Source organism: Neochlamydia sp. EPS4 (genome assembly GCF_000813665.1).
Taxonomy (GTDB): Bacteria; Chlamydiota; Chlamydiia; order Chlamydiales; family Parachlamydiaceae; genus Neochlamydia.
Window position 1 is genome coordinate 1 of the sequence record NZ_JSDQ01000058.1, and the last position, 19,388, is coordinate 19,388.

The 19,388-nt window shown below is 36.3% G+C and carries 18 protein-coding genes; 9 read left to right on the plus strand and 9 right to left on the minus strand.

The annotated features are described in order from the left end of the window. Positions 1–475: F-box protein (locus DB42_RS05770; RefSeq protein ID WP_044882135.1), on the minus strand; the 475-nt coding region annotated here is incomplete at its 3' end. Positions 476–1,300: 825 nt separating this feature from the next. After that, positions 1,301–1,588, minus strand: a complete 288-nt coding sequence (locus DB42_RS11540) for a hypothetical protein (protein ID WP_052436021.1) — start codon at positions 1,586–1,588, stop codon at positions 1,301–1,303. A 670-nt stretch (positions 1,589–2,258) separates the two neighbouring features. Between DB42_RS11540 and tpiA the strand changes: the two genes are divergently transcribed. Beyond that, entirely contained in the window at positions 2,259–3,050 is a 792-nt protein-coding gene (gene tpiA / locus DB42_RS05780; RefSeq protein ID WP_044882151.1) for a triose-phosphate isomerase, read from the plus strand. Beyond that, on the plus strand, positions 3,047–3,343 hold the full coding sequence (gene secG, locus DB42_RS05785; RefSeq protein WP_044882136.1) for a preprotein translocase subunit SecG: 297 nt from the start codon (positions 3,047–3,049) through the stop codon (positions 3,341–3,343). The genes tpiA and secG overlap by 4 nt, the downstream gene beginning before the upstream one ends. A gap of 45 nt (positions 3,344–3,388) precedes the next feature. Here secG and DB42_RS05790 read toward each other — a convergent pair whose 3' ends face one another. Both DB42_RS05790 and def read right to left on the minus strand, forming a co-directional pair. After that, the gene (locus DB42_RS05790) at positions 3,389–3,838 is read right to left on the minus strand and encodes a hypothetical protein (protein WP_044882137.1); all 450 of its coding nucleotides are present in this window, start codon (positions 3,836–3,838) and stop codon (positions 3,389–3,391) included. 283 nt (positions 3,839–4,121) lie between these two features. After that, positions 4,122–4,658 carry a peptide deformylase gene (gene def / locus DB42_RS05795; RefSeq protein WP_044882138.1) on the minus strand — a complete coding sequence of 179 codons (537 nt, stop codon included), beginning with the start codon at positions 4,656–4,658 and terminating at the stop codon, positions 4,122–4,124. Positions 4,659–5,863: 1,205 nt separating this feature from the next. Here def and DB42_RS11220 point away from each other — a divergent pair. The 5 genes from DB42_RS11220 (at position 5,864) to DB42_RS05820 (ending at position 10,893) form a co-directional block, all read left to right on the plus strand. Beyond that, positions 5,864–6,004 carry a DUF6444 domain-containing protein gene (locus DB42_RS11220; RefSeq protein ID WP_162180760.1) on the plus strand — a complete coding sequence of 47 codons (141 nt, stop codon included), beginning with the start codon at positions 5,864–5,866 and terminating at the stop codon, positions 6,002–6,004. Between the two features lie 99 nt (positions 6,005–6,103). Next, the gene (locus DB42_RS05810; protein ID WP_044882141.1) at positions 6,104–6,283 is read left to right on the plus strand and encodes a hypothetical protein; all 180 of its coding nucleotides are present in this window, start codon (positions 6,104–6,106) and stop codon (positions 6,281–6,283) included. A gap of 38 nt (positions 6,284–6,321) precedes the next feature. Next, positions 6,322–6,630, plus strand: coding sequence for a hypothetical protein (locus DB42_RS05815; RefSeq protein WP_044882142.1), 309 nt, complete (start codon positions 6,322–6,324; stop codon positions 6,628–6,630). Between the two features lie 240 nt (positions 6,631–6,870). Further along, a complete protein-coding gene (locus DB42_RS11225; protein WP_155117442.1) occupies positions 6,871–7,125 on the plus strand; it encodes a hypothetical protein in 255 nt (84 codons plus the stop codon). A 525-nt stretch (positions 7,126–7,650) separates the two neighbouring features. Continuing rightward, entirely contained in the window at positions 7,651–10,893 is a 3,243-nt protein-coding gene (locus tag DB42_RS05820; protein ID WP_044882143.1) for a hypothetical protein, read from the plus strand. Positions 10,894–11,087: 194 nt separating this feature from the next. On the opposite strand, the gene DB42_RS05825 is transcribed toward DB42_RS05820, so the two are convergent. The 4 genes from DB42_RS05825 to DB42_RS11460 all read right to left on the minus strand — a co-directional run bounded on the left by DB42_RS05825 (position 11,088) and on the right by DB42_RS11460 (position 13,386). Further along, positions 11,088–12,314, minus strand: coding sequence for a hemolysin family protein (locus DB42_RS05825; protein ID WP_368665346.1), 1,227 nt, complete (start codon positions 12,312–12,314; stop codon positions 11,088–11,090). A gap of 141 nt (positions 12,315–12,455) precedes the next feature. Continuing rightward, positions 12,456–12,920 carry an rRNA maturation RNase YbeY gene (gene ybeY, locus DB42_RS05830; RefSeq protein ID WP_044882144.1) on the minus strand — a complete coding sequence of 155 codons (465 nt, stop codon included), beginning with the start codon at positions 12,918–12,920 and terminating at the stop codon, positions 12,456–12,458. A gap of 118 nt (positions 12,921–13,038) precedes the next feature. Next, positions 13,039–13,197 (minus strand): small basic protein, encoded by a 159-nt coding sequence (locus tag DB42_RS10895; RefSeq protein WP_079979899.1) that lies wholly within the window; start codon positions 13,195–13,197, stop codon positions 13,039–13,041. Between the two features lie 15 nt (positions 13,198–13,212). After that, entirely contained in the window at positions 13,213–13,386 is a 174-nt protein-coding gene (locus DB42_RS11460) for a hypothetical protein (protein ID WP_164480475.1), read from the minus strand. Positions 13,387–13,575: 189 nt separating this feature from the next. Here DB42_RS11460 and DB42_RS05835 point away from each other — a divergent pair, with 189 nt between their 5' ends. Both DB42_RS05835 and DB42_RS05840 read left to right on the plus strand, forming a co-directional pair. Then, entirely contained in the window at positions 13,576–15,060 is a 1,485-nt protein-coding gene (locus DB42_RS05835; RefSeq protein WP_044882145.1) for a hypothetical protein, read from the plus strand. A gap of 990 nt (positions 15,061–16,050) precedes the next feature. Further along, the gene (locus tag DB42_RS05840) at positions 16,051–16,392 is read left to right on the plus strand and encodes a phage holin family protein (RefSeq protein WP_042239565.1); all 342 of its coding nucleotides are present in this window, start codon (positions 16,051–16,053) and stop codon (positions 16,390–16,392) included. A 447-nt stretch (positions 16,393–16,839) separates the two neighbouring features. Here DB42_RS05840 and DB42_RS05845 read toward each other — a convergent pair whose 3' ends face one another. After that, the gene (locus DB42_RS05845) at positions 16,840–18,645 is read right to left on the minus strand and encodes an ABC-F family ATP-binding cassette domain-containing protein (protein WP_044882146.1); all 1,806 of its coding nucleotides are present in this window, start codon (positions 18,643–18,645) and stop codon (positions 16,840–16,842) included. Positions 18,646–19,388: the final 743 nt, after the last annotated feature.

A 19,388-nucleotide genomic window follows, 5' to 3' on the forward strand; every position in this document is an offset into this window, starting at 1 on the left:
ATAGCTCTCCTTTTTTTTCTAGAGGCAAGTGCTTAATTTCTTCTCGGCTCAAGTATTCTTCCCCACCAGGAAGTTTTTTCCAAAGTAAAAGGCGATTAATATTTACAAGATAGGAAGAGTAGTTAGCCAGAGTAAGATACCTCTTTTCTTCTATTTGCACTTTAAATTCTAAAGCTGAAAAAGACTTGGCTAAAGTAAAGATTCGCCTAAAGATTGCATTTACCTTTACTGTTTCAGAAAACTTTTCTTCTAGCTTATAAATCCTATCTACAATAAGAGCCTGCTCCTTAACATTTCCTTGAGGAACATGCACTTTACCTATTTGCTTATAAAGAGGGGGCATGACTTCAGTAGCCAGCAGATGATGCCATCTTTTACAGACGCTAAATAAGGAAGGAACTACGCAAGCCTCTAAGATAGGGAGCAGCAATTCATTGGGCAAGCTTTCAATAGATGTCGATGAGATAGGATGCATTTTATTTCCTTGTGTAGTGATAACTTTTCAGCATTATTATTTTTTAAAGGCAATATAAAAAATTTAAAAAAGCAAGTCAAGCGAATTCGTATTAGCGATTCCCGCAAATAAAAATTTTAACGTTATTTACAGATAATCTTAAGGTTTGCTTATCTAAAAGCAAAAGGGTACCTTAAGCTTTCTTTGCCAAAGTTAATATTTAGTTTAAAGTTAAGAATTTCTACACTCAAGGGTTCAAAGGGCACTTTCAAGCTTTTTCTGTTAAGAAGTATTCGGAGTAAGTCTTGCCCCTTTAAATCCATAAGCAATTGAGTGGTAAAGATCTTGCCAGCTATCGATAAAGTAAGAGACAAAAAAAGCCCGCATGAGCATCCATAAGCTACTTCTTGAGCCAGCTTTTTTGACAGCAGATAAAAACATACCGCAGCAGTGCTGTTGCACTTGATCGATCAAGAAAGCTAACATCATAAGATAGGCAAACAGATGGCATAGATGCTGATGACCATGGCCAAAGTTATGCTCAAATTCATACCCTTGATTCTTGAGTGTGTTAAAGGTCTCATTTTCAATTTTCCATCTTGCTCCGCGTATAAGTTCATAAACATTGTTAGCACTAATAGGCAGGTCTGTAATCCAGGTAAAATGTTTCTTTCCCTGCCTAAAATCGTTAATTCAACATTCAAAGAAATTGACCTGCAAATCCGCATGTGTGTCATTGAGAGGGACACCGTTGATAAAATGAATGTTAAGTTCGCCTTTCTTTTCTTTTATTGTAAGCTCTTCAAAATCTAAGCCTTGCATCCACTCAAATAAGGAAGCATTTACTCATATGATGTAATGTAGCTTAGCCTGTTGTAGTTCTTTAAGATGAGGGCCATTAGCACTTAAAGCATCTTGAGTGACAATAACATTTAGATGAGGATGTTCTTTACGGAATGCTTGGATAAAGCGTTTAGCTGCATTGCTTTCACAATCGTTTTTACTAGCTCCATCTTCATTGGAGATGGGTTCTGGGCAAACAGGAATAACCTCTCGGCAATCTGGATGCACAATAGAACCTGCTAAAATCTGATGGTAATAACTGCTGCTTCCATCCCGATGTTTTTTTTTCACAACAATGCTTACAATGAATAGTTTCTGAAGAAAAAATACCTGTTCCGTCTAAAGAGAGTAAATAGTAGTTATTAAGAAAAAGAAAGTTTTCCAAAACTTTCCCGCGTTGTAAATGTGCAAAAAGCTTACAAAAGGCACCTCTTAGTAAAAAAGGAGAAATTACATCTAATCGCTCTCTTAAATAAGTGTCCGAAGGTACCTTTTCAATCTTGTTAGGTTCTTCTTTTCTTTGATCAAACTTTAACAAAGAGGGAAACTTTAAACCAAACAAAGCAAGGCCACTCATCAGACAATCAACAAGCGGAACTTTGGCTTTCTTTGAGGAAACACTGGGCTCTTTGATCCTTGTAAAAGCTTTACGTGTGATGGCCAGTAAGCCTGCAGCACAAAGGTATTTCTTCTCTTTTGCCCACATTCCTATAACTAACCTCACCTAATAGTTTAAGAAAAAACTCCTTTTTTAGTTTATCATACGGGGAATTTTTTTTAGCGGGAATGAATTGCTGCATTAAGTTAAAGAGATTTGCTTTAAAATAAAGAATATAATTATTCATTTTCCTTAAATTGTGTACTTTACAGCATTCCTCTTAGCTGGAGCAAAACATTCGTAGGCATGGCTTGCTTTTTAGGTAGAAAAAATGATAATATCACTTTTAAAAAAGGAATTTTCATGACGTCCGCAAGCCGTCCCGTAGTCATCGCTGGCAATTGGAAAATGTATAAAACAATTGAGGAGGCTACAGCTTTTGTTCCAGAGCTAGTATCATTAATTAATACCCCTCAAGCTCAAATTTACTTAGCGGTGCCTTTTACTGCTATTAAAGCAACTTCAGAAGCAGCAAAAGATACTGTTTTAATTGTGGGAGCCCAAAATATAAATGATGCATCTGAAGGGGCTTTTACCGGAGAAATTGCTGGGAAAATGCTAAAAGATGCAGGGGCAGAATTTGTGATTATAGGTCACTCCGAACGGCGACGCCTTTTCTATGAAACAGATGACCTTATTAATAAAAAAGTTAAAAGGGCTTTACAGGATAATTTACAAGTGATTTTTTGCGTGGGTGAATCAAAAAAAGAGAGGGAAGCGCAACAGACTCATGAAGTATTGGCTAGGCAGCTTAAAGAGGGTCTGGCGGATATTTCAGCAGAGCAGCTTAGACATATTATTATTGCCTACGAGCCTATATGGGCTATAGGCATGCCTCAACCAGCAGGAGCTGAAACGGCCCAGGATGCGCACGCATTTTGCCGCCAATTAATAAATGAAGGCTGGGATGAAAAAGCTGCTGAACAGATTATTATTCAGTACGGGGGAGCGGTGAAACCCGAAAATGCGAAAAAATTTTTAGAACAGCCCGATATTGATGGTTTACTTGTAGGAGGGGCTTCTCTTTCAGCAAAAGATTTTGCTCAAATTATTAATTGTTATAACTCTATTTATGAAGAAGGGATTACTAAATGACATTTTTATATTACACCACTATGGTTTTTTTCATGATTCTATGTGCTTTACTGTGCTTTGTCATTTTGATCCAAGAAAGTAAAAGCTCAGGGCTAGGAGCCTCTTTTGGGGGGGAAGCAAGCGAGTCGTTATTTGGAACATCTACCGCTGACGTTTTGAAAAAATTTACCGCTTGGCTAGCAGTAATCTTTTTTGCTGCTTGTATTATTCTCTCCTTATGGACTAATGCCATAGGCCGTGTTAATCAAGCGCAAAGCATGCCATTTACCCTAGAAAATACCGAATCCTCTTAACATTAAAAGCTTAACGAATAACGTTTATAAACGTTATTCGTGCTTTCATGTTTCTTGATTAATCTGCTTTATCGACTGATCAATCCATTTAACTTGCCGCAAGGTGGTAGCCATAAGGACGCCGAAAACTGTTCCTGCCACTAGGCAAGTAGCTGCAATGAAAATAATCTTGGAGGCGACTAAAGTGACGAGAGCAATAATTGCTACTAAGCTTACTAGATTTGAAAGAAGGCTAGAATCATGATATTGTTCAATCTTGTTGTAATAAATACGTAAATCATAAAGAGAGTTTCTACGTAAATTATTATCTTGATTTACTTCGTGAAGTTCCTTGTCAATGGTCTTGAGGATGTATTTGGTAACGAATTTGCCTATGATAGGAGTAAGCGATAAAATTTTAAAATTTAGCTGAGCTTGAAAAGGAGGCTTGTTATCAAGCAAGGCTGGATGATGGGTTGTATTCATTCCGCCATGTATAGTAGGGGAGGGAAACATTTTTACTCCTGTCTTTATTAGTTTTAACAAGTTTTTGCAAAGGGCTTACCCCGAAAAAACTACATTTATGAGTGTTTCAGGAGAAGAAGGAAAGCCTAATCTTTATAAAATTGCTTATTCAATAAAGAGCTAAATTTTTGCCTTTTTGCAAAGTTTTAATAAAAGAGAAGAGAGCAGTTTTTAACTTCCTATGAACAACCTTCTACCATTTATGATAATGCCTTAAGGGTGAGTAATTTTATAAAATGCTGCCTCTTGAAAAACAACTAAAATATTTAGAGCTTTAGCTTTTAAAAGAGTATTTCCTTTTAATTTCTCGAAGTTTAGATTCTATATCCTGGCGGTCCGATCTGTTTGCTATACGATCAATAAATAATTTTCCATTAAGATGATCATTTTCGTGTAAGATGCAGCGAGCTTCATAACCTACAAATTCTTCGGTAAATGTTTTGGCATCTAAGTCCATCGCTTGGACCACAATTTTTAAAGGGCGTGTAACTAACCCTGAAACTTTAGGGATAGAAAGGCAGCCTTCTGGCAGGGTGTCACTATCTTCACTATAGGAAAGAATTTTAGGATTAATAAAAATTCTTTCCACTCCTGGAAGAGTAGTCTCATCATTCATATAGGTAGGTACACAGGTAACAAATATAGCAATAGATTGATGGACTTGAGGACCTGCCAATCCGATGCCTTTTTCTGCATACATCGTTTCTAACATATTGGCTGCAAGCTGACGCAAATCAGAATTAAATTCTTTAATGGTCTCCGTTTTCTTACGAAGAATAGGATCTCCATAGTAGGCAAGCTGTAAAATCATAAAAGCTTTAAATAAAAGTGATAATACAAGGAAAGATAACCCAATACAATTTTTTTTGCAATCCTAATTGCTGGGTTAATAATAATAAAATGAAAAATTTTTCTTTTTATTGGACAATATGAAATATTCTATATTTGTAAAATATTTTGCTTGAATATATATTAATACTTATTAATATGCAAACATGCAATTAATCAGTGAATAGTTTGTTGCTCCTTCAAACTTTTGATGTTTTAAAGTTTTCTTAGATTAAAATTTTCTTTAAAAGCCTTCTTTGCTTTGCCGCCATCGCCTTGAAACATTAACCATCCCTTATTAAACGCCAAATTTTTTCCTTAAAGAATTCTTCTAACGAAAGCTATCTAGGATATGCAGGAAGAAAGTTGTTGGATTTCTCTGGTAAGAACCTGGATAGCATGTGCATTTTTTATAAGGAATATTAATTTTTTAGCTTTCCCCTTTTTATATAGGCTTGCTTACTTAAGCTTTAACTTAAAGCTCTTTCAGCTAAAGCTTTGTCCCTTTGGTTATGACAACTTTGCTTTCAAAAAACATTCTTCCTCTTCTTTCTTAAGCGGTGGCTAAACTTTGGCGCCTTATTTTGCTCTGCTTTTAGCTTACACTTTTGCTCTCTATTCACTTTCGCCAGCTGCTTTACTAGCAGTTAGGTTAGAAAGGATGAGCCATGGCTACAGGAAAAAAAGCAAACGAAAATCTAGTGGCATCATGTTTCTATCTATTTGCAAATATATTTAGCCCTTGCAAGCCGATTATTGCTTAAGTGATAAAGAAATTAATCAAGCATTCTTGAAAGGGATAAAACAATGCAAAGTAGATTTTGCCTTACATTAAGGCATAGTAGCTGTGCCATGCAATTAAAAATAAGCCGATCTGTCTTATCAGGCTTTTTCTTTATAAAATGTTTTAAAGCATCGTGAGGGGAAGCTAGAAAGCCCGAAACCTCTCTTTCTATCAAATCTTTATCGCGATTAGCTTAAATCAGTCTTGCCTGGTAAGCGGTCAGGGGAAGTATCAATTATTTTGTGATAAATAAAACAATTTCTAGGGTTTATATTTACTTAATCATATATTAAGTACTATGCACCCTTCATACGAGCAGCTATTTAATGAGAATGCAGAGCTAAGAGCTGAAAATGCCCAGTTTCGAGCTGAAAATGTACAATTAAAAAACCCTGGTGGATAGATTGGAAAAGGTAATCACCAAGCTTGAAGCGCGTATTGCTCAGTTGGAAGAGCTGCTTAATCAAAATCCTAAGAATAGTTCCCAGCCACCGCCGATGGATCAAAAAGCTAATCGTTCATTATGGGCTAAAGTAGAAAATTGACCTTATCACCCTGGTGCTCGCTGTAAGTTATTACCTGCTAGTGCAGTTACCTCGCAAGAGGTTTGTAGTATAAAAGTTTGTCCATACTGCCACGCTGCTATGCATGCAACTGATAAGTTTCTTGCATGGCAGCAGATCGAGATTTCTGAAATTAAACCTTTGGTGCATCAAATCGATCGAGTGACGAGCAAATGCCCTTGCTGCCATCTACAAATACGTCCTGACCTTAAAGAAAATGAGCAATTCTTGCTCGGTCTTAAGGCTGGTAGGCTTTATTAATCTGCTGAGGGAACAATGCCGCCTAAGATCATCGTGCCGTGCGTGCCCTGATTAGTGCGCTATTGCCTAATGTAGCTTTAAGCCAAGGTCTTATTTCTAAAGTTAAAGCTTGCACCGCTGCCTTACTTTTTTCGTCTTATATAATCTTCGTTAAAGCAGCTATTACCACACCGCAGCCTTTGCATATAGATGCGACAAGTTGGCGTCATGCTGCCATTAACGAACATTGGCTAGTCCTACGTGTAGGAAATGGGATTGCTTATGCATTAAGAACTTATCAAAATGGCGCTACTCTAAAAGCGCTAGTCAGTCAGAAAATTTATTGTTTAGTGAGTGATCGAGGCTAAAGCTATTCATCAAATTAAGGTAAAGATCAAACAGTAATGTTTAGCTCATCTAATCCGTAATATACAAGGACATGCAGAACAGTTCCTTATGTCTTTAGGCGATACACAGCATTTAGGACACCTATATGATACCTTGCAAGAGCTTTTTAAAGATAAATATCGCCTAGAAAAAGGACAAATCAGCCAGCTTACTTAGGCTATAAGTATGGGTATCTTAACTGGCGTTATATACAAGAAGAATTGCAAACACTGCAGTGCTGGAGTAGCACTAAAAAGTTGCGGAAGTTTTGCCACAACCTTTTAAAGCAGATCAAACATTTCCATGCTTACTTGAAAGCTCCTGCTATTCCTATGAACCATCATGCTGCCGAAGAACTTTTAAGAAATCTAGCCATTGTACGTAAGTTAGGTAGCCAGTCTATTGATGGCAAAAGATGGAGGAGGTGCTGCATAGCTGTATCGAAACTCTTTATCGTCAACGAAAGTCTATTCTAGATTTTCTAGCAGACGCTATCTATGCAGCTCCTAACAAGCAAACTACACCTTCTGTTATCTAAAATTTTTTATATCCCGTGCCCGCTTACCTTGCCTGTCCTTAAATAACTCATCTATTTAATTGCTTAAAAAAATCTCTTTTCTTAACTATTTTTGCTTGATTAATGTTAGAATAACTTTGATTTTTAATTATTAACTTTTTATTGAGGTATTATTGTTTTCTCATTTTAAAATGCTTTATAAATCCTTGGCATTTGTAGTTGTCTTTAAAGGATATTTTAATGGAAATATCTCTCCTCAGTTTGAAAAAATAAAGATGCCAAGAAGGAAAACATTAAAATCATTGAAAAGAAATAGATTATCCTTTAATTTAGAAAGGAAAATATTTTGTTATTTTGTTTTGGTGATGAAATTTAATTGAAATCTTAATTTATAAGATAGTTTAAGTTTAATTTCTAAAATTTAAGTTTATTTATATTTTTAATATGTTTTATAATATTTATTGAACAAATAGAGGAGATAAATATGCTTCCCCCTTCTACCCCTACTTCTCCCGTATCCAGCTTTCATAAATTTTTTGATTATATTCCTATTATAAGTATAGGATCAGCGATTGCTCACTTTGCTATCCTCTTATTTGAAAAATTTTCGCCGAAAAAAAGTTTGTATAACGCTCCATTAAATGAACGTAATATCCAGGTTATTTCTTCAGACAGCTGGGGGCACGGAAAAAGAGGTTTACTAGACTGTGTGCCTATTGCAGGAAATATTATTCTTGGGATTCATGACCTTTACCATAAATATTATGGAGCTAAGCCCAAGCAAGAATTGTCTACCTCATCGAACTCTCATTCTGCTTCCACTTTGAGTACCACAGGTAAGACAGACGAGGCTTTTAAGAGAAAAATTGCGCAACTTGAAGAAAAGTTAAAGCACAAGGAAGCTTTAATTCAGCAACAAAATGTAGTAATTAGAAGCCACGAGCAAACAATAGAAAAATTAGACAATCAATTAATTGTGGCAAAAGATGAAAATAAAAAGCTTAATAAAAAAGTCGAAAAAATTAGAAGAAAGAATGAAAACCTTATTAGCGAAAAAGAGAAGCTTCAACTTTTAATAGACAATAAAAATGATGAGCTTATTGGTGCCACAAATATCTACCAAACGACGCAAGACGAACTGCAAAAAGCCTATGCAAATTTGGCAGAGGCAAGAAAAGCTTTAGCTCAAGAGCAAACATTTGCTCAACAACATTCTAGCCTTGGTTCAGCTGAAGACTTGGAGAAATTAAATCAGGATTTACATCGCCAACAACAATTAGTTGAAGAATTGGAAAGGAAAGCCAATTCCATACGACAAAATTTGGAGAACGCTGAAAAAGAAAAAAATGATCTGATTCAGCAGTTGCAGCGTACGCAAGAGAGCTTACAGCGTAAAGAGGCCATCCTTGAAGCAGCAACAAGGGCTTCGCAACTGGCTCATGAAAGCTTAGCAAGTGCCCAAGAAACGGTAGAAAGTGTACAAATAGAAAATGGCAAGCTAAAACATCAAGTGATCAATCTCACAAGCCATTTGAAAGCTCGTGAGCAAGAAAACTTGGAGCTACAACAGAGGATTGATGAGCTAGAGCTAAATAAGCAAGAAGCCATAGATCTAAGAAAAAAACTTGCTAGCCAGGAAAGCTTTGTAGCCACATTTTTAAAAGAAGAGCAACAAATACGCGAGGATCTTACAAGTAAATTATCACAAGCACAAGAGACGATAAGGGAATATGTCTTTCAAGTTGAACAGCTACAGATGAAATGTGAGGGTTTAAAAAGTAAATATCAGACTTTAAAAGATGAACCACCTTTAAAACAAGAATTAGAGGCGGTGGAGCGTAAGTTAGCAGAAATTACAGTACAAAGAGACCATTTGCTAGAGCAAATTGAATTCATCAAATTTGCTCAAACGCTTCCTTCTTTAGATAGATCTCTAAGTCTTAGCAGGTCTATGCATCCTGAGGATGATATTTCTCATGATAATATCTCCCAGGTGACAGATTCAGGAGAAATGACAGAATGGACTTTAATTGCAGAGAAAGAAAAAACAGAAGATGAAGGAGTGACTTTTGCTGGTAAATTTTCCTCGCGTTATAAAAGGGAAAATATCGATACCTATATCCAACATGTTTTGACAGCAGGCAATCATGCCGCAGATGACCTTGCAAAACGGATACAAGAAATACTTAATTACGAAATTCCTCCTCCTCTTCTTTCTGAATTAATCTTAAAATTTAACGAGCAGATACGAAAAAAAGCTCTTTTAATCCACGAAAGATTAGGCATTAACAGCGGTAACATCGAGCAATTTATTAAGCCGAATGATCCTATTGTGGAGAAAGGAAAAAGGCTTGCAAAAGAATATGAAAACGAGATCATGAGTGCGTTACAGGATGCATGTAGGCAGGCTGCTGAAAAATGGCCTCAGTATAAGAAAGATCTTCTCTCTTTAACGGACGAATGCTTTAAAATTTATCAAACCGCCTATTTTCAAGGCGTCGTACATTTTAACCATTGGTGGAGAGAAGTGTACGATAAAACAATCAATTTTAGTAAAGAGGAGCTTGGCGCAGCTCAAGTGCAACTTAAAGCTGTGGGGGAGCCTTACAGCTCAGCGGCCCCGCGCAATCGCCAAGATACTCTAAACCCTGCTGTCCCTAACTTCTTTAGAACAACCTACCTTCCTTATCTATCCTCTCCTACTTCGGATATGAAAGCAATCAAAATGGACAATGTGACTCGTTCGGCTATTCCCGTGGAGTTTGACCAGACAAACAAAGAAATTCGCGAGCAAATTAATAGACAAATTGTAAAAAAAATACTAGAAGAACATGCGCTAGAATATTTAAAAAAACATTCAGGACAAGCAAGCGGCGAAATTCCTATAAAATTGGATTTTGCAGCCGTCACTTTATTATCACCCTCATCAGTGTTAGATTGGGCTAATTATTTTGGAAAATTGGCTAATGCAGATAATGAAGCCATGCTTCTAAAGGAAGCAAAAGAGGCTTACGAATATTGGCATAGAAAACCTTTGGTAATTAAAGGTCAAGAGTTTCAGTTCCAAATTACCTATATGAACATACCCTGCAATGACCTTTATTTTAAATCTTTAGAATGGTCAACGCAGGCTTATGCACTAGAATGGGAGGCCAATCAAATAGCTATAAAACACCTAGCGCAAAAAGTCGTAGAATATGAACTAGCGGTGAAAAAAGAAATAGAGGAGAATAATACTTCTCCTGACTTAAAATCAAAAATGATGAAAGTTAAAATCTTACAAAATCTTTTGAAAGATGTAGAAGCTATATTAAATATTCCTGAAGGTAAAAAATTAGAAGCTTTTGGTAATAATTATTATGCTCTAGTCTCTCGGGTACTCATGTTAACTAGCTTAGTAAGCGATGGGGTACATTTTGGATGCCGAAGCGGCAAGGATCGTACGGGCCTAGCTAATCTTGAGGTAGACAAATTGCTACAGCTTACTCATGCATTAGAAGGTTATCCTTCATTAGAAGCAGAGGTGAATGAGCCTAAAATAAGGGCTATGGCTAAAGAGATAGGACATCAACTCTATATAGATTCCGGTAATCTTGATGTGATTCCTGAAGCAAATTTAGGATGTCCTTTGGGAATGAATATAGGAGCTTGTGCCAATCCAGGGGATAAAGAAGCTAAAGAATATGCTCTGGCAGGGGCAAAAGCTTTCGTACGTCCAGGTCATTAATCTAAAAAGTTTATGCAAGTTTGATTACCAAAGTATTAAACTTGTATATACATAGGCTCTTAAGTTAATTCTTTAGGCACTAGCCATGAGTAGAGATGAGAGATGGGCACATTTTTTGCCTAGCTTTAATTTCTTCCTAAGATTGAAATAGGACTAGAAGAGGAAGCTAGGTCAGAGAGCTTCTCTTTAATGGTTTACTTTTCTTCATTTAGAAGAGGAGAAGATTCAATAGGCTTGATACGCACTTTTTCTACTGAACGATCGCTAGATTCTAAAATCTCTAGCTCAAAGTTATCATGATGGATGATAAAGTTTGTAGAGGGAATGGCGCCAGCTACATGGAATACATAGCCGCCCACAGTATCATATTCTTCTTCCTGGGGAATTTGAATACCTAGCTGTGCCTCTACATCAAAAATGCTCATTTTAGCATCAATAATCCAGGAACCGTCCGCTAATTGTTTAACAGTTTCTTCTTCTTGATCATATTCATCTGCAATTTCTCCTACAATTTCTTCCAATATATCTTCTATAGTGATGATTCCTTCTGTACTTCCATATTCATCCACCACAATGGCAAAATGAACTTGTTTTTGGCGAAATTCTTGTAGAAGATTGGAAATTTTTTTTGTTTCCGGTGTATATAAAATGCTTTTTTGTATAGCTTCAATGGGTGTATCAAGAATCCTCGAGTCTTTTTTTTCCTCATATTCCATGTATTTTTTCAAAACATCTTTGTACATAAGTACTCCTACGATATTATCTAACGAATGTCGATAGATAGGAGTGCGACTGTACCCCTCATGTTGCAAAAGCCGGGCTGCTTCTTTAATGGATGTGTCTGCAGATAAGCTAAACATATTGAGGCGGGGCACCATCACTTCACGAGCACAGCGTTCCTTGAAAGTTAGAACGGATTCTATAAGCTTTTTATCATGAAAATTTAGAGTGGGGCTAACTTCTGCTTCTTGAATTAATTCAATAATCTCTTTTTTAGCTTGAGCACTAGGTACCTGCGTTGAATCGAAGTATAAGTCATAAGATCTTAAATGGGAGATCTTTAGAAAAATAAAAGCTAGAGGAAATGCAAGAAAAAAGTATACGGAAGAAAAAGAAAACCCTATTTTGAGAGCTTTTTCTGGTAGATGTGTGCCTAATAATCTTGGTAGATAATCACCCAGAACGAAAGAGGCTAGAATTAAAATGAGAAGGCTTATAATTATCCATAATGTATTCAGATAATCAGGCCTTTCGCGAAGGGAGTTAAAGAGAGTGGTCTGCGACAGAAAAATGATGCCGCAGGCTGTATAACCAAAACGCGCTAAATTTTGAGCACAAATCGCTGTGAAAAATAGGCTTTCATATTCATGATGAGGAAAAAAAATATGATGAAAGGATCTGTACAAAAAAAAAGAATTCATCGCTTTAATTTGCTTTTGAGCATCTTTTTTATGCATACGACGGAAAGAGCTAATCACCGCTGTGAGGAGAAAGGATCCGAGGAGGAAAAAAAGTGTTAAAAAGAACATCCAAATGAGAAACAACTACTTCTCCTTTATTATCTATTTAGGTAATAGTAATAGATTAAGTTTCTTTAAATTAACCATGTGTTTTTTTTCCGCTTTTCGCATGATCAGCTTTTTCTTTCTTTCAGTATCCTCGTATCCCATCAAATGAAGCAGCCCGTGCACAATGTATAAAGTGCATTCTTCGTAAGGATCGCCTGAATGCTTTTTAGCATATTCAAAGGCGGTTTGAGGGCACACAAAAATTTCTCCTAAAATTCTATATTTCTCCGGCTCTTCTCCCTGATTATTTGTATCCATAGGGAAAGAGATACAGTCAGTTGTCGAGGGGTCATTAAAATATTGCTGATGGAGCTGGGAAATTACGAGAGGTGTTACAAAATATATAGATAGTTCATCACAACTTTGATTTTCTAACTTAATCACAGCATCAGCAATTTTTTTGACTAAGCGCAGGGGAAAAGATAAATTTTTTTGCTTATTGTAGACGTGTATTTGCACAAATGTAATAAGTGGGTTAAAAGCTACCTTGTTAACACAAAGACCTAATGAATGCAAGAAGAAGAAAAATTTTTTTAAAGATGGAAAGCCAGGAGCCTGTAGGGGCTCCGTAACTTTTTTAAAGAACCGGTGTTTTAGGTAAACCTGTTATGCGAGTTTTCTTTTCCGCATCCCAGCGTCCTAATTTTTTTAATACATCGATTCTTTCAAATCTTTTTAAAACGTTACGTTTGGTGGCCCCTTTGTTGGCTTTTCCAAAGCTTGGATGTCTTGACATAACTCGATCCTTAGATTACTTAATTTTTGGAATAAAAGCTTGTTTGGCTATAGCGCCTTCCAAAGCATTTGAGTGGGATTTAAATCCCTCTTTCAAATTTTCTTTACGGGGTCCAGTTTTTTTAGCAGGAGGGCTAGGCTTGCGATGAGATTTGCTGCGTCTTTCTGCTTGTTTACTAATACGAACCATTTTATACTCCTAAAGTCATAAAGCAAGCTGATTATAAGGATTTAAGCCAATTGATGCAAGTAAAATGAAAATTTAGACAGGGGAAAGTTTATGGACGATTATTTCACTTGATAATAAATGTAAAATTCAATTAAAATTTATTTTAAATAACATAGATATTCCTACTAACTAACCAAAATATAAAGATACATGAAGGGTCCTGTAGCGCGCGACAGTATAGGAAGGTGTACGCCAGGCAATGATCTCTATGCCATGATTCGCAATCCTATGGCAAAGGTAGCGTCTGTGGCAAAGCCCGTAGATACAATAAGATCTTCTCGTTTGCGCCTTGAAAGAGAAGCAACGGCTAAAATTGGCAAATTCATGCAAAATTTTTTAGTGGTTGCACGAGCGGGCAAATATATCTTTTTGGCATTCACTCTACCCCCTTATTTGTTGCTATACGGATTACCTAAATGGGTCGTTGAAAATACTGTCCCCCTTTTATTTCATCTTTCCTTAAAGCCTTTTCAGATGATGCATCACAAGCTAAGGCACGCACTTAAAAGCCATGAAGCTAGCAAAAATGTTATCCACAGTATAAAAAACCTGTTTTCGCATGCTTTTAAGCATACTGCGGAATACATCCAATGGATCCAACGTACAAGCCAGGCTTTGTTTGTACATTTAAAGCATTCTATGGTTGCTTTAGGCTATCGTCTATTGCAGCCTTATTTGCCTATCATGCAAAGAAGCATTCAAACTGCGGAAGCAGTTACAAAAATGCTCTTGCAAAAGACTTATCAACGAGGTGATAAGCAAGCAGAACTGGCTCGCGAATTTGCATTATTAATGTGGAAAATAGCTAAAGAAGAGTTTGCTGGCCCTCTTAATCTTTATATCAATGATTTGAAAGCTAAATTTAATACCTTTAAGAAGCATTTAAAAAAGCAGGTAGAAAAGCCTCGTCTGGAAATTCAGAAGTTTAACGATAACCTAATACATCAACTAAAACGAATCAATGAAACCCTACACACTTTAGGACTAAAGATTTCTAAGCATGCAGAAATAATGACTTTAACTGTAGTCAATGCGGCTCTTCCCTTCATTGGATGGGCTAAGCCGCAGATCCAGCGGAGTGTCAATCTCTTCCAAACTGGAAGAGCAAAGTTAAACCACCATTTGACACACTTAAGTAGCATTATGCAAAGCTTAACGCTATCAGCTTTAAAAGCATCGCGCTTTAGCCAACATCTGATTGTTAATTCAGTAAAAGACGTTTTTAAAGTAATAGTTCCTCGCTTTGTAAAGCAATTTTTTAATCCAGAAGGCGGGTTTAAGCAAAAGAGGCAACAAATGCTAGAATTTTTTTTAGGAAAAGTAAAAAAGATTCCGGGCTTTGCAAAACAATTGCTGAGCAATGCTCTAGAAGCCTCTAAAAAAGGTTTGTTTAAGTTTTTGCAAAAATTTTACAAGTTCATCTTCTTAATCGGTAAGCAGCTTAAAGAATTGCCCATGCGTCTTGCTAAAGCAATTTTCCGAAGTTATCTTTTTGCTCGCAATTCTTTTGTTCAGATCAATCACCTTATGCGTTGGTTTTTTATCTTAAGTTACGTGCTCGTACGTTTAGCGTGGCAAGAATTGCGTGAGATAGCAGGACGTATTCTCGAAAGTTATAGTTTTAAGAAAAATTAGTTTCTTAAAAATCATTAAACTTAGTCGACTTTTGCTATTAAAATCCCACCTTCCTCTGAGAGGATTGTTTTTCAAAGTTAATCTAATCCCTTGATTTTTCAATTCTTCGACAAAGGGGGCGACATCATGAATAAAATGTTAAAGCATGTTTGCTCTTTGGGTATTTTTCAGTAAATAAGTAGAGCTACATAGGCTATTATTTAGTCCTGATAAATCCCACCTTGCGAAATTTTTCTTTTAGCATAAGCTTTAAACATCTATCAAACAACAAGTATGGCTTTGTCTTTAAAGAGGGTTGAAAATTTAATTTTAGCCCTAGTGAAAGAAATGTCTAGAACTTCTCAAGAAGCTTTAACAATCATTCAGCAAAAGGGGCAATTGAAAAAAGAAGAAGCTCTTTTCTAAAAGCTCTAATGGCGCTTAGCTTTAGCAAATTATACTTTTATCCACTCTTTTCCCTATTGTAATGTTATGCGAGCTCAGTTTAAAGATGATATCCAATACATAAGCCGTCCTATAAGTCCAGAAGATGAGGAGGCTTTAGTAGCTTTTCATAAAGAATTTTCAGAAAAAAGTATATAATATCGCTTTTTTGAGGTTAAGGATTTAGAAATTTGAATTGCTTATAGAAGACTAGCAAAAATTTGCTCAAACTTTTTTGATTGCTATCTTTCAGGGGCAGCTGAAAAAAAGAGCTTAATAAGTTTTTTTTATGTACGATGAATGTTGCATGTTAATTGGGCAATGCGGCAGCTCAAGAGCCGAGCTTAAGTTAACAATCAGCCATCTCTGCCAAAATAAGGGGTTAGGCATGCAATGAATAAAGTATTTAATGAAGCATGTCAAGAGAGTATGCATATAATTACAACCACGATCCTCTCGGACATAGGCAGATGATTCATGTTCATGAGAAAATAGTTTTTATTAAGCAGCTAGATCTTAGCCATCCATCTACATATTGCAGGACTAACTATTTAGCAAGGATTTTATATGAAAAAGATTGTTTCATTAATTGTAAACAGCATAGCTATCTTTATTACTGCTAACCTTTTACCTGGCATTCGCCTTTCAAATTTTAGAAATGCTTTGGGTGTCGCTTTAGCATTAGGGCTTATCAATACTTTTGTTCGCCCTTTTTTATTAATTTTAACTTTTCCTCTTACAATTTTAACATTAGGCTTATCCACCTTATTTGTTTCCGCTTTTTGCGTTATGTTAGCTTCTTGGATAGTTCCAGGGTTTTTTGTGAATGACGCGTTTTCGGCGCTAGCTTTTGCTGTGGTAGTGGCTATTATCAATACTCTTATTAGCCTTTTTATAAAAAAAGGGTAATGATTGATTAGCTTTAAAAGAGACAACTTCACCTACTATCTATGAAAAAACAAGAGAAGATAGATAAACACCTAAACTGTGGGCTTGTTGATTGGAAGTCAAAAGAGCTGCTTTCTATATTCGGTGATCATTCCTTGTAAAACATAGCTAGCTTTAAGGCATTTTCATAAGAAAAAGAGAATGATGTAGGTAATAAGGCTTTTTAGCATACTATCTAAATAAAAAGACGATTAAGATTAGGCATGATCATGAACAAGGCCATGAGCCTTTATCCAATAAATGCATGGATAAAGTAACACACTTTTAACCAGCCCTTTATGCAATCGCCTATTTAAGAGCTATGCCTTTAAGTGGAGAGCAAGATTCTGAAGAAGAAATCCTCTTAAATGGGGTGGGTGTTTTCAAAATCTATAAAATTGTTTCTTGCTTGGCTGGAAAAAAAATTGATCAAGTTTGTTTACTGGCAAGAAATTGCCAACGCTCATAAAGTTTTTCCAACTCTGCTTGCACCTGATTTAATTCACTACAGCTTTTTTGTAGCAAGTTAGCATCCGAAACACTTTCTATATCTTCATGAAGCTTTTTTTCTTGTCCCTCGTATTTAATGATGCTCGCTTCTATTTGCTCTAATTCATATTTTTCTTTGTAGGATAGTTTGGGTACTAAATGCTCAGCTTTATCTCGAGCTTTCTCAGCTGGCTTTTCTTTTTTAAGGCTATCGGAAGCATCAAATTTAGCTTTATATTTTTCCCATTGGGAATAGTCAGCAAAAAGCTGAATAGGCTCTTTTAACCCTAATCCTAAAACCACATTGCAAACTTTATCCATCATGTAGCGATCGTGGGTAATAAGAACTATCGCCCCAGTAAATTCACATAAACTTTCTTCCAAGACTTCAAGAGTAGGTATATCCAAATCATTGGTAGGTTCATCGAGTAATAATATATCTGCCGGCTGTAGCATTAAACGAGCAATCAATATGCGAGCATTTTCTCCACCAGATAATTGACTAATAGGTAAGTCTAAACGATCAGGAGAAAATAAAAAGCGCTTGCTCCATGAGTTGACATGAATGTGTTGTCCCCGATAACTTACATATTCTCCGTTGGTTGCTAAAGCTTCTCTTAAAGTAAGGTGGGCGGGCATCTGAGAACGGTGCTGATCAAAATAGACAATACGCAAGCCTTCTGCCAATTTAATTGTTCCTGAATCCGGCAGTATCATTCCTGCAAACATCTTTAATAATGTTGTCTTGCCGGTTCCATTGGCTCCAATGATCCCTAAACGCATGCCAGGAGAAAAAGTCAGATCTAACTTAGAAAATAACAATTTATTATCCACAGATTTGGAGAGGTTTTTGGTAACGAGCAGCTTTTGGGTTAAACGGTCAGTAGAAGTAAAGTTAATATGAGAACGTGTTTGCTTATTTCTTGTTTGAACATCTACTAGCTCATCAATTAGCTTGCCTGCCTGCTGAATGCGTGCCTGAGCTTTAGTGGTACGTGCCTTAGGAGATTGCTTCAACCATTCTTGTTCATAACGTACTTTGGATGATAAAGATTTTTGGTACTGTGCCTGGCCACTTAAAAATTGCTCTCTCCTAAGTAGAAATTCTTCATAATTGCCCGCTGCCGTAAATAGTCCTTTGGGAAATTGGGCATTTAATTCAAACATGCGAGACGATATCTTGGCTAAAAAATATCTATCATGGCTTATAACCATAAAGGTTAGATTTTCCTGCTGGAGTAATTTTTCAAGCCATTGAATGCCTTCCAGATCCAAATGGTTAGTAGGCTCATCTAAAAGCAGTAGCTGAGGATCGCAAATAAGTCCTTTGGCAATATCTAAGCGTTTTCTCCAACCTCCTGACAAAAGTTTAGCACTTTGCTGGATGTCTGGAAATCCTGTTTTACTCATCATACATTCAATACGCATGGCTGCTTCATGAGGTAGTAAATGAGGATCATTATAGCTTAAAGTTTCTCTTAGAATTTCATAAATTGATTGATCTGGATAAGAAGTCATTTGAGAGACATAGGCAATCCGTAAGTTGCGTCTAATCGCTACTGTTCCTTCATCGGCACTTTCTTTACCAGCCAATATTTTCATAAAGGTAGATTTTCCAGCCCCATTAGGCCCGATAATTCCAATTTTATCTCCTTGAAAAATGCCGGCGGAGATGCCCTTAAATAAATGATGAGTTCCAAAGGATTTACTTATATTGTCACAGTTAATATAAACGGTATTGTTCACGAGATATCTATAATTTTTTTATGATAAGTGTAGCTACTTGCTTCACACAAAACAAGCAGTATTTAGATTAAGGCTAAAGTTAAAGCCCACATGAAGCTTTAGGCCTACTCAGGTCTTACTAAGATACCTTTGTTGAACTTTAGAAAGCTTTTAAAATAGTTAGTAAGCGGATGGGGATATCCAAAGTGAAGATAGGCTTCCCTCTAAAGAGGAGCAGCTGCGGAAGGTATTATCTAGCTAGCCACAAACAATTTTTATGCTATAGCTTTTAGAAATAAAGTGATTAAAAATTGTTGGAGGATTCCAGGAGCTGGGGATGAATGAATAATCATAATAAGGATAGAAATGGATACGGGAAAATAGCGTTTTGGCAAGAGGCTTTTATAAACATTTTTAGTTTAACATGCCGTGCGCAAGAAAAGATGCTAGATAAAGATGTTAGATAAGGTATAGTTAAAAGAAATGGTTTTTGTTAGATAACTTAAGTTGGCTCCGTCCAGTATTTTCTGAGGGTACATTAAGGCTTAGAAAGATAGCATGAGTGGGTTTGAGAAGAGTGAAATTTTTAAGGTCTTACAGGAACGGCTGCTTAGCTTCTTAGTTGGCTTATAAAAAATCCCTTTCATTAGAACTTTAAAGTCAGTCTACTAAGATTGATAGAGTTACAAGAAATTAAGGTAATGGGCAGGGGCCGGAAGGCTCTATTCCTAAAAAACGCTTTTATTAGTTCCTTTATTTTAATA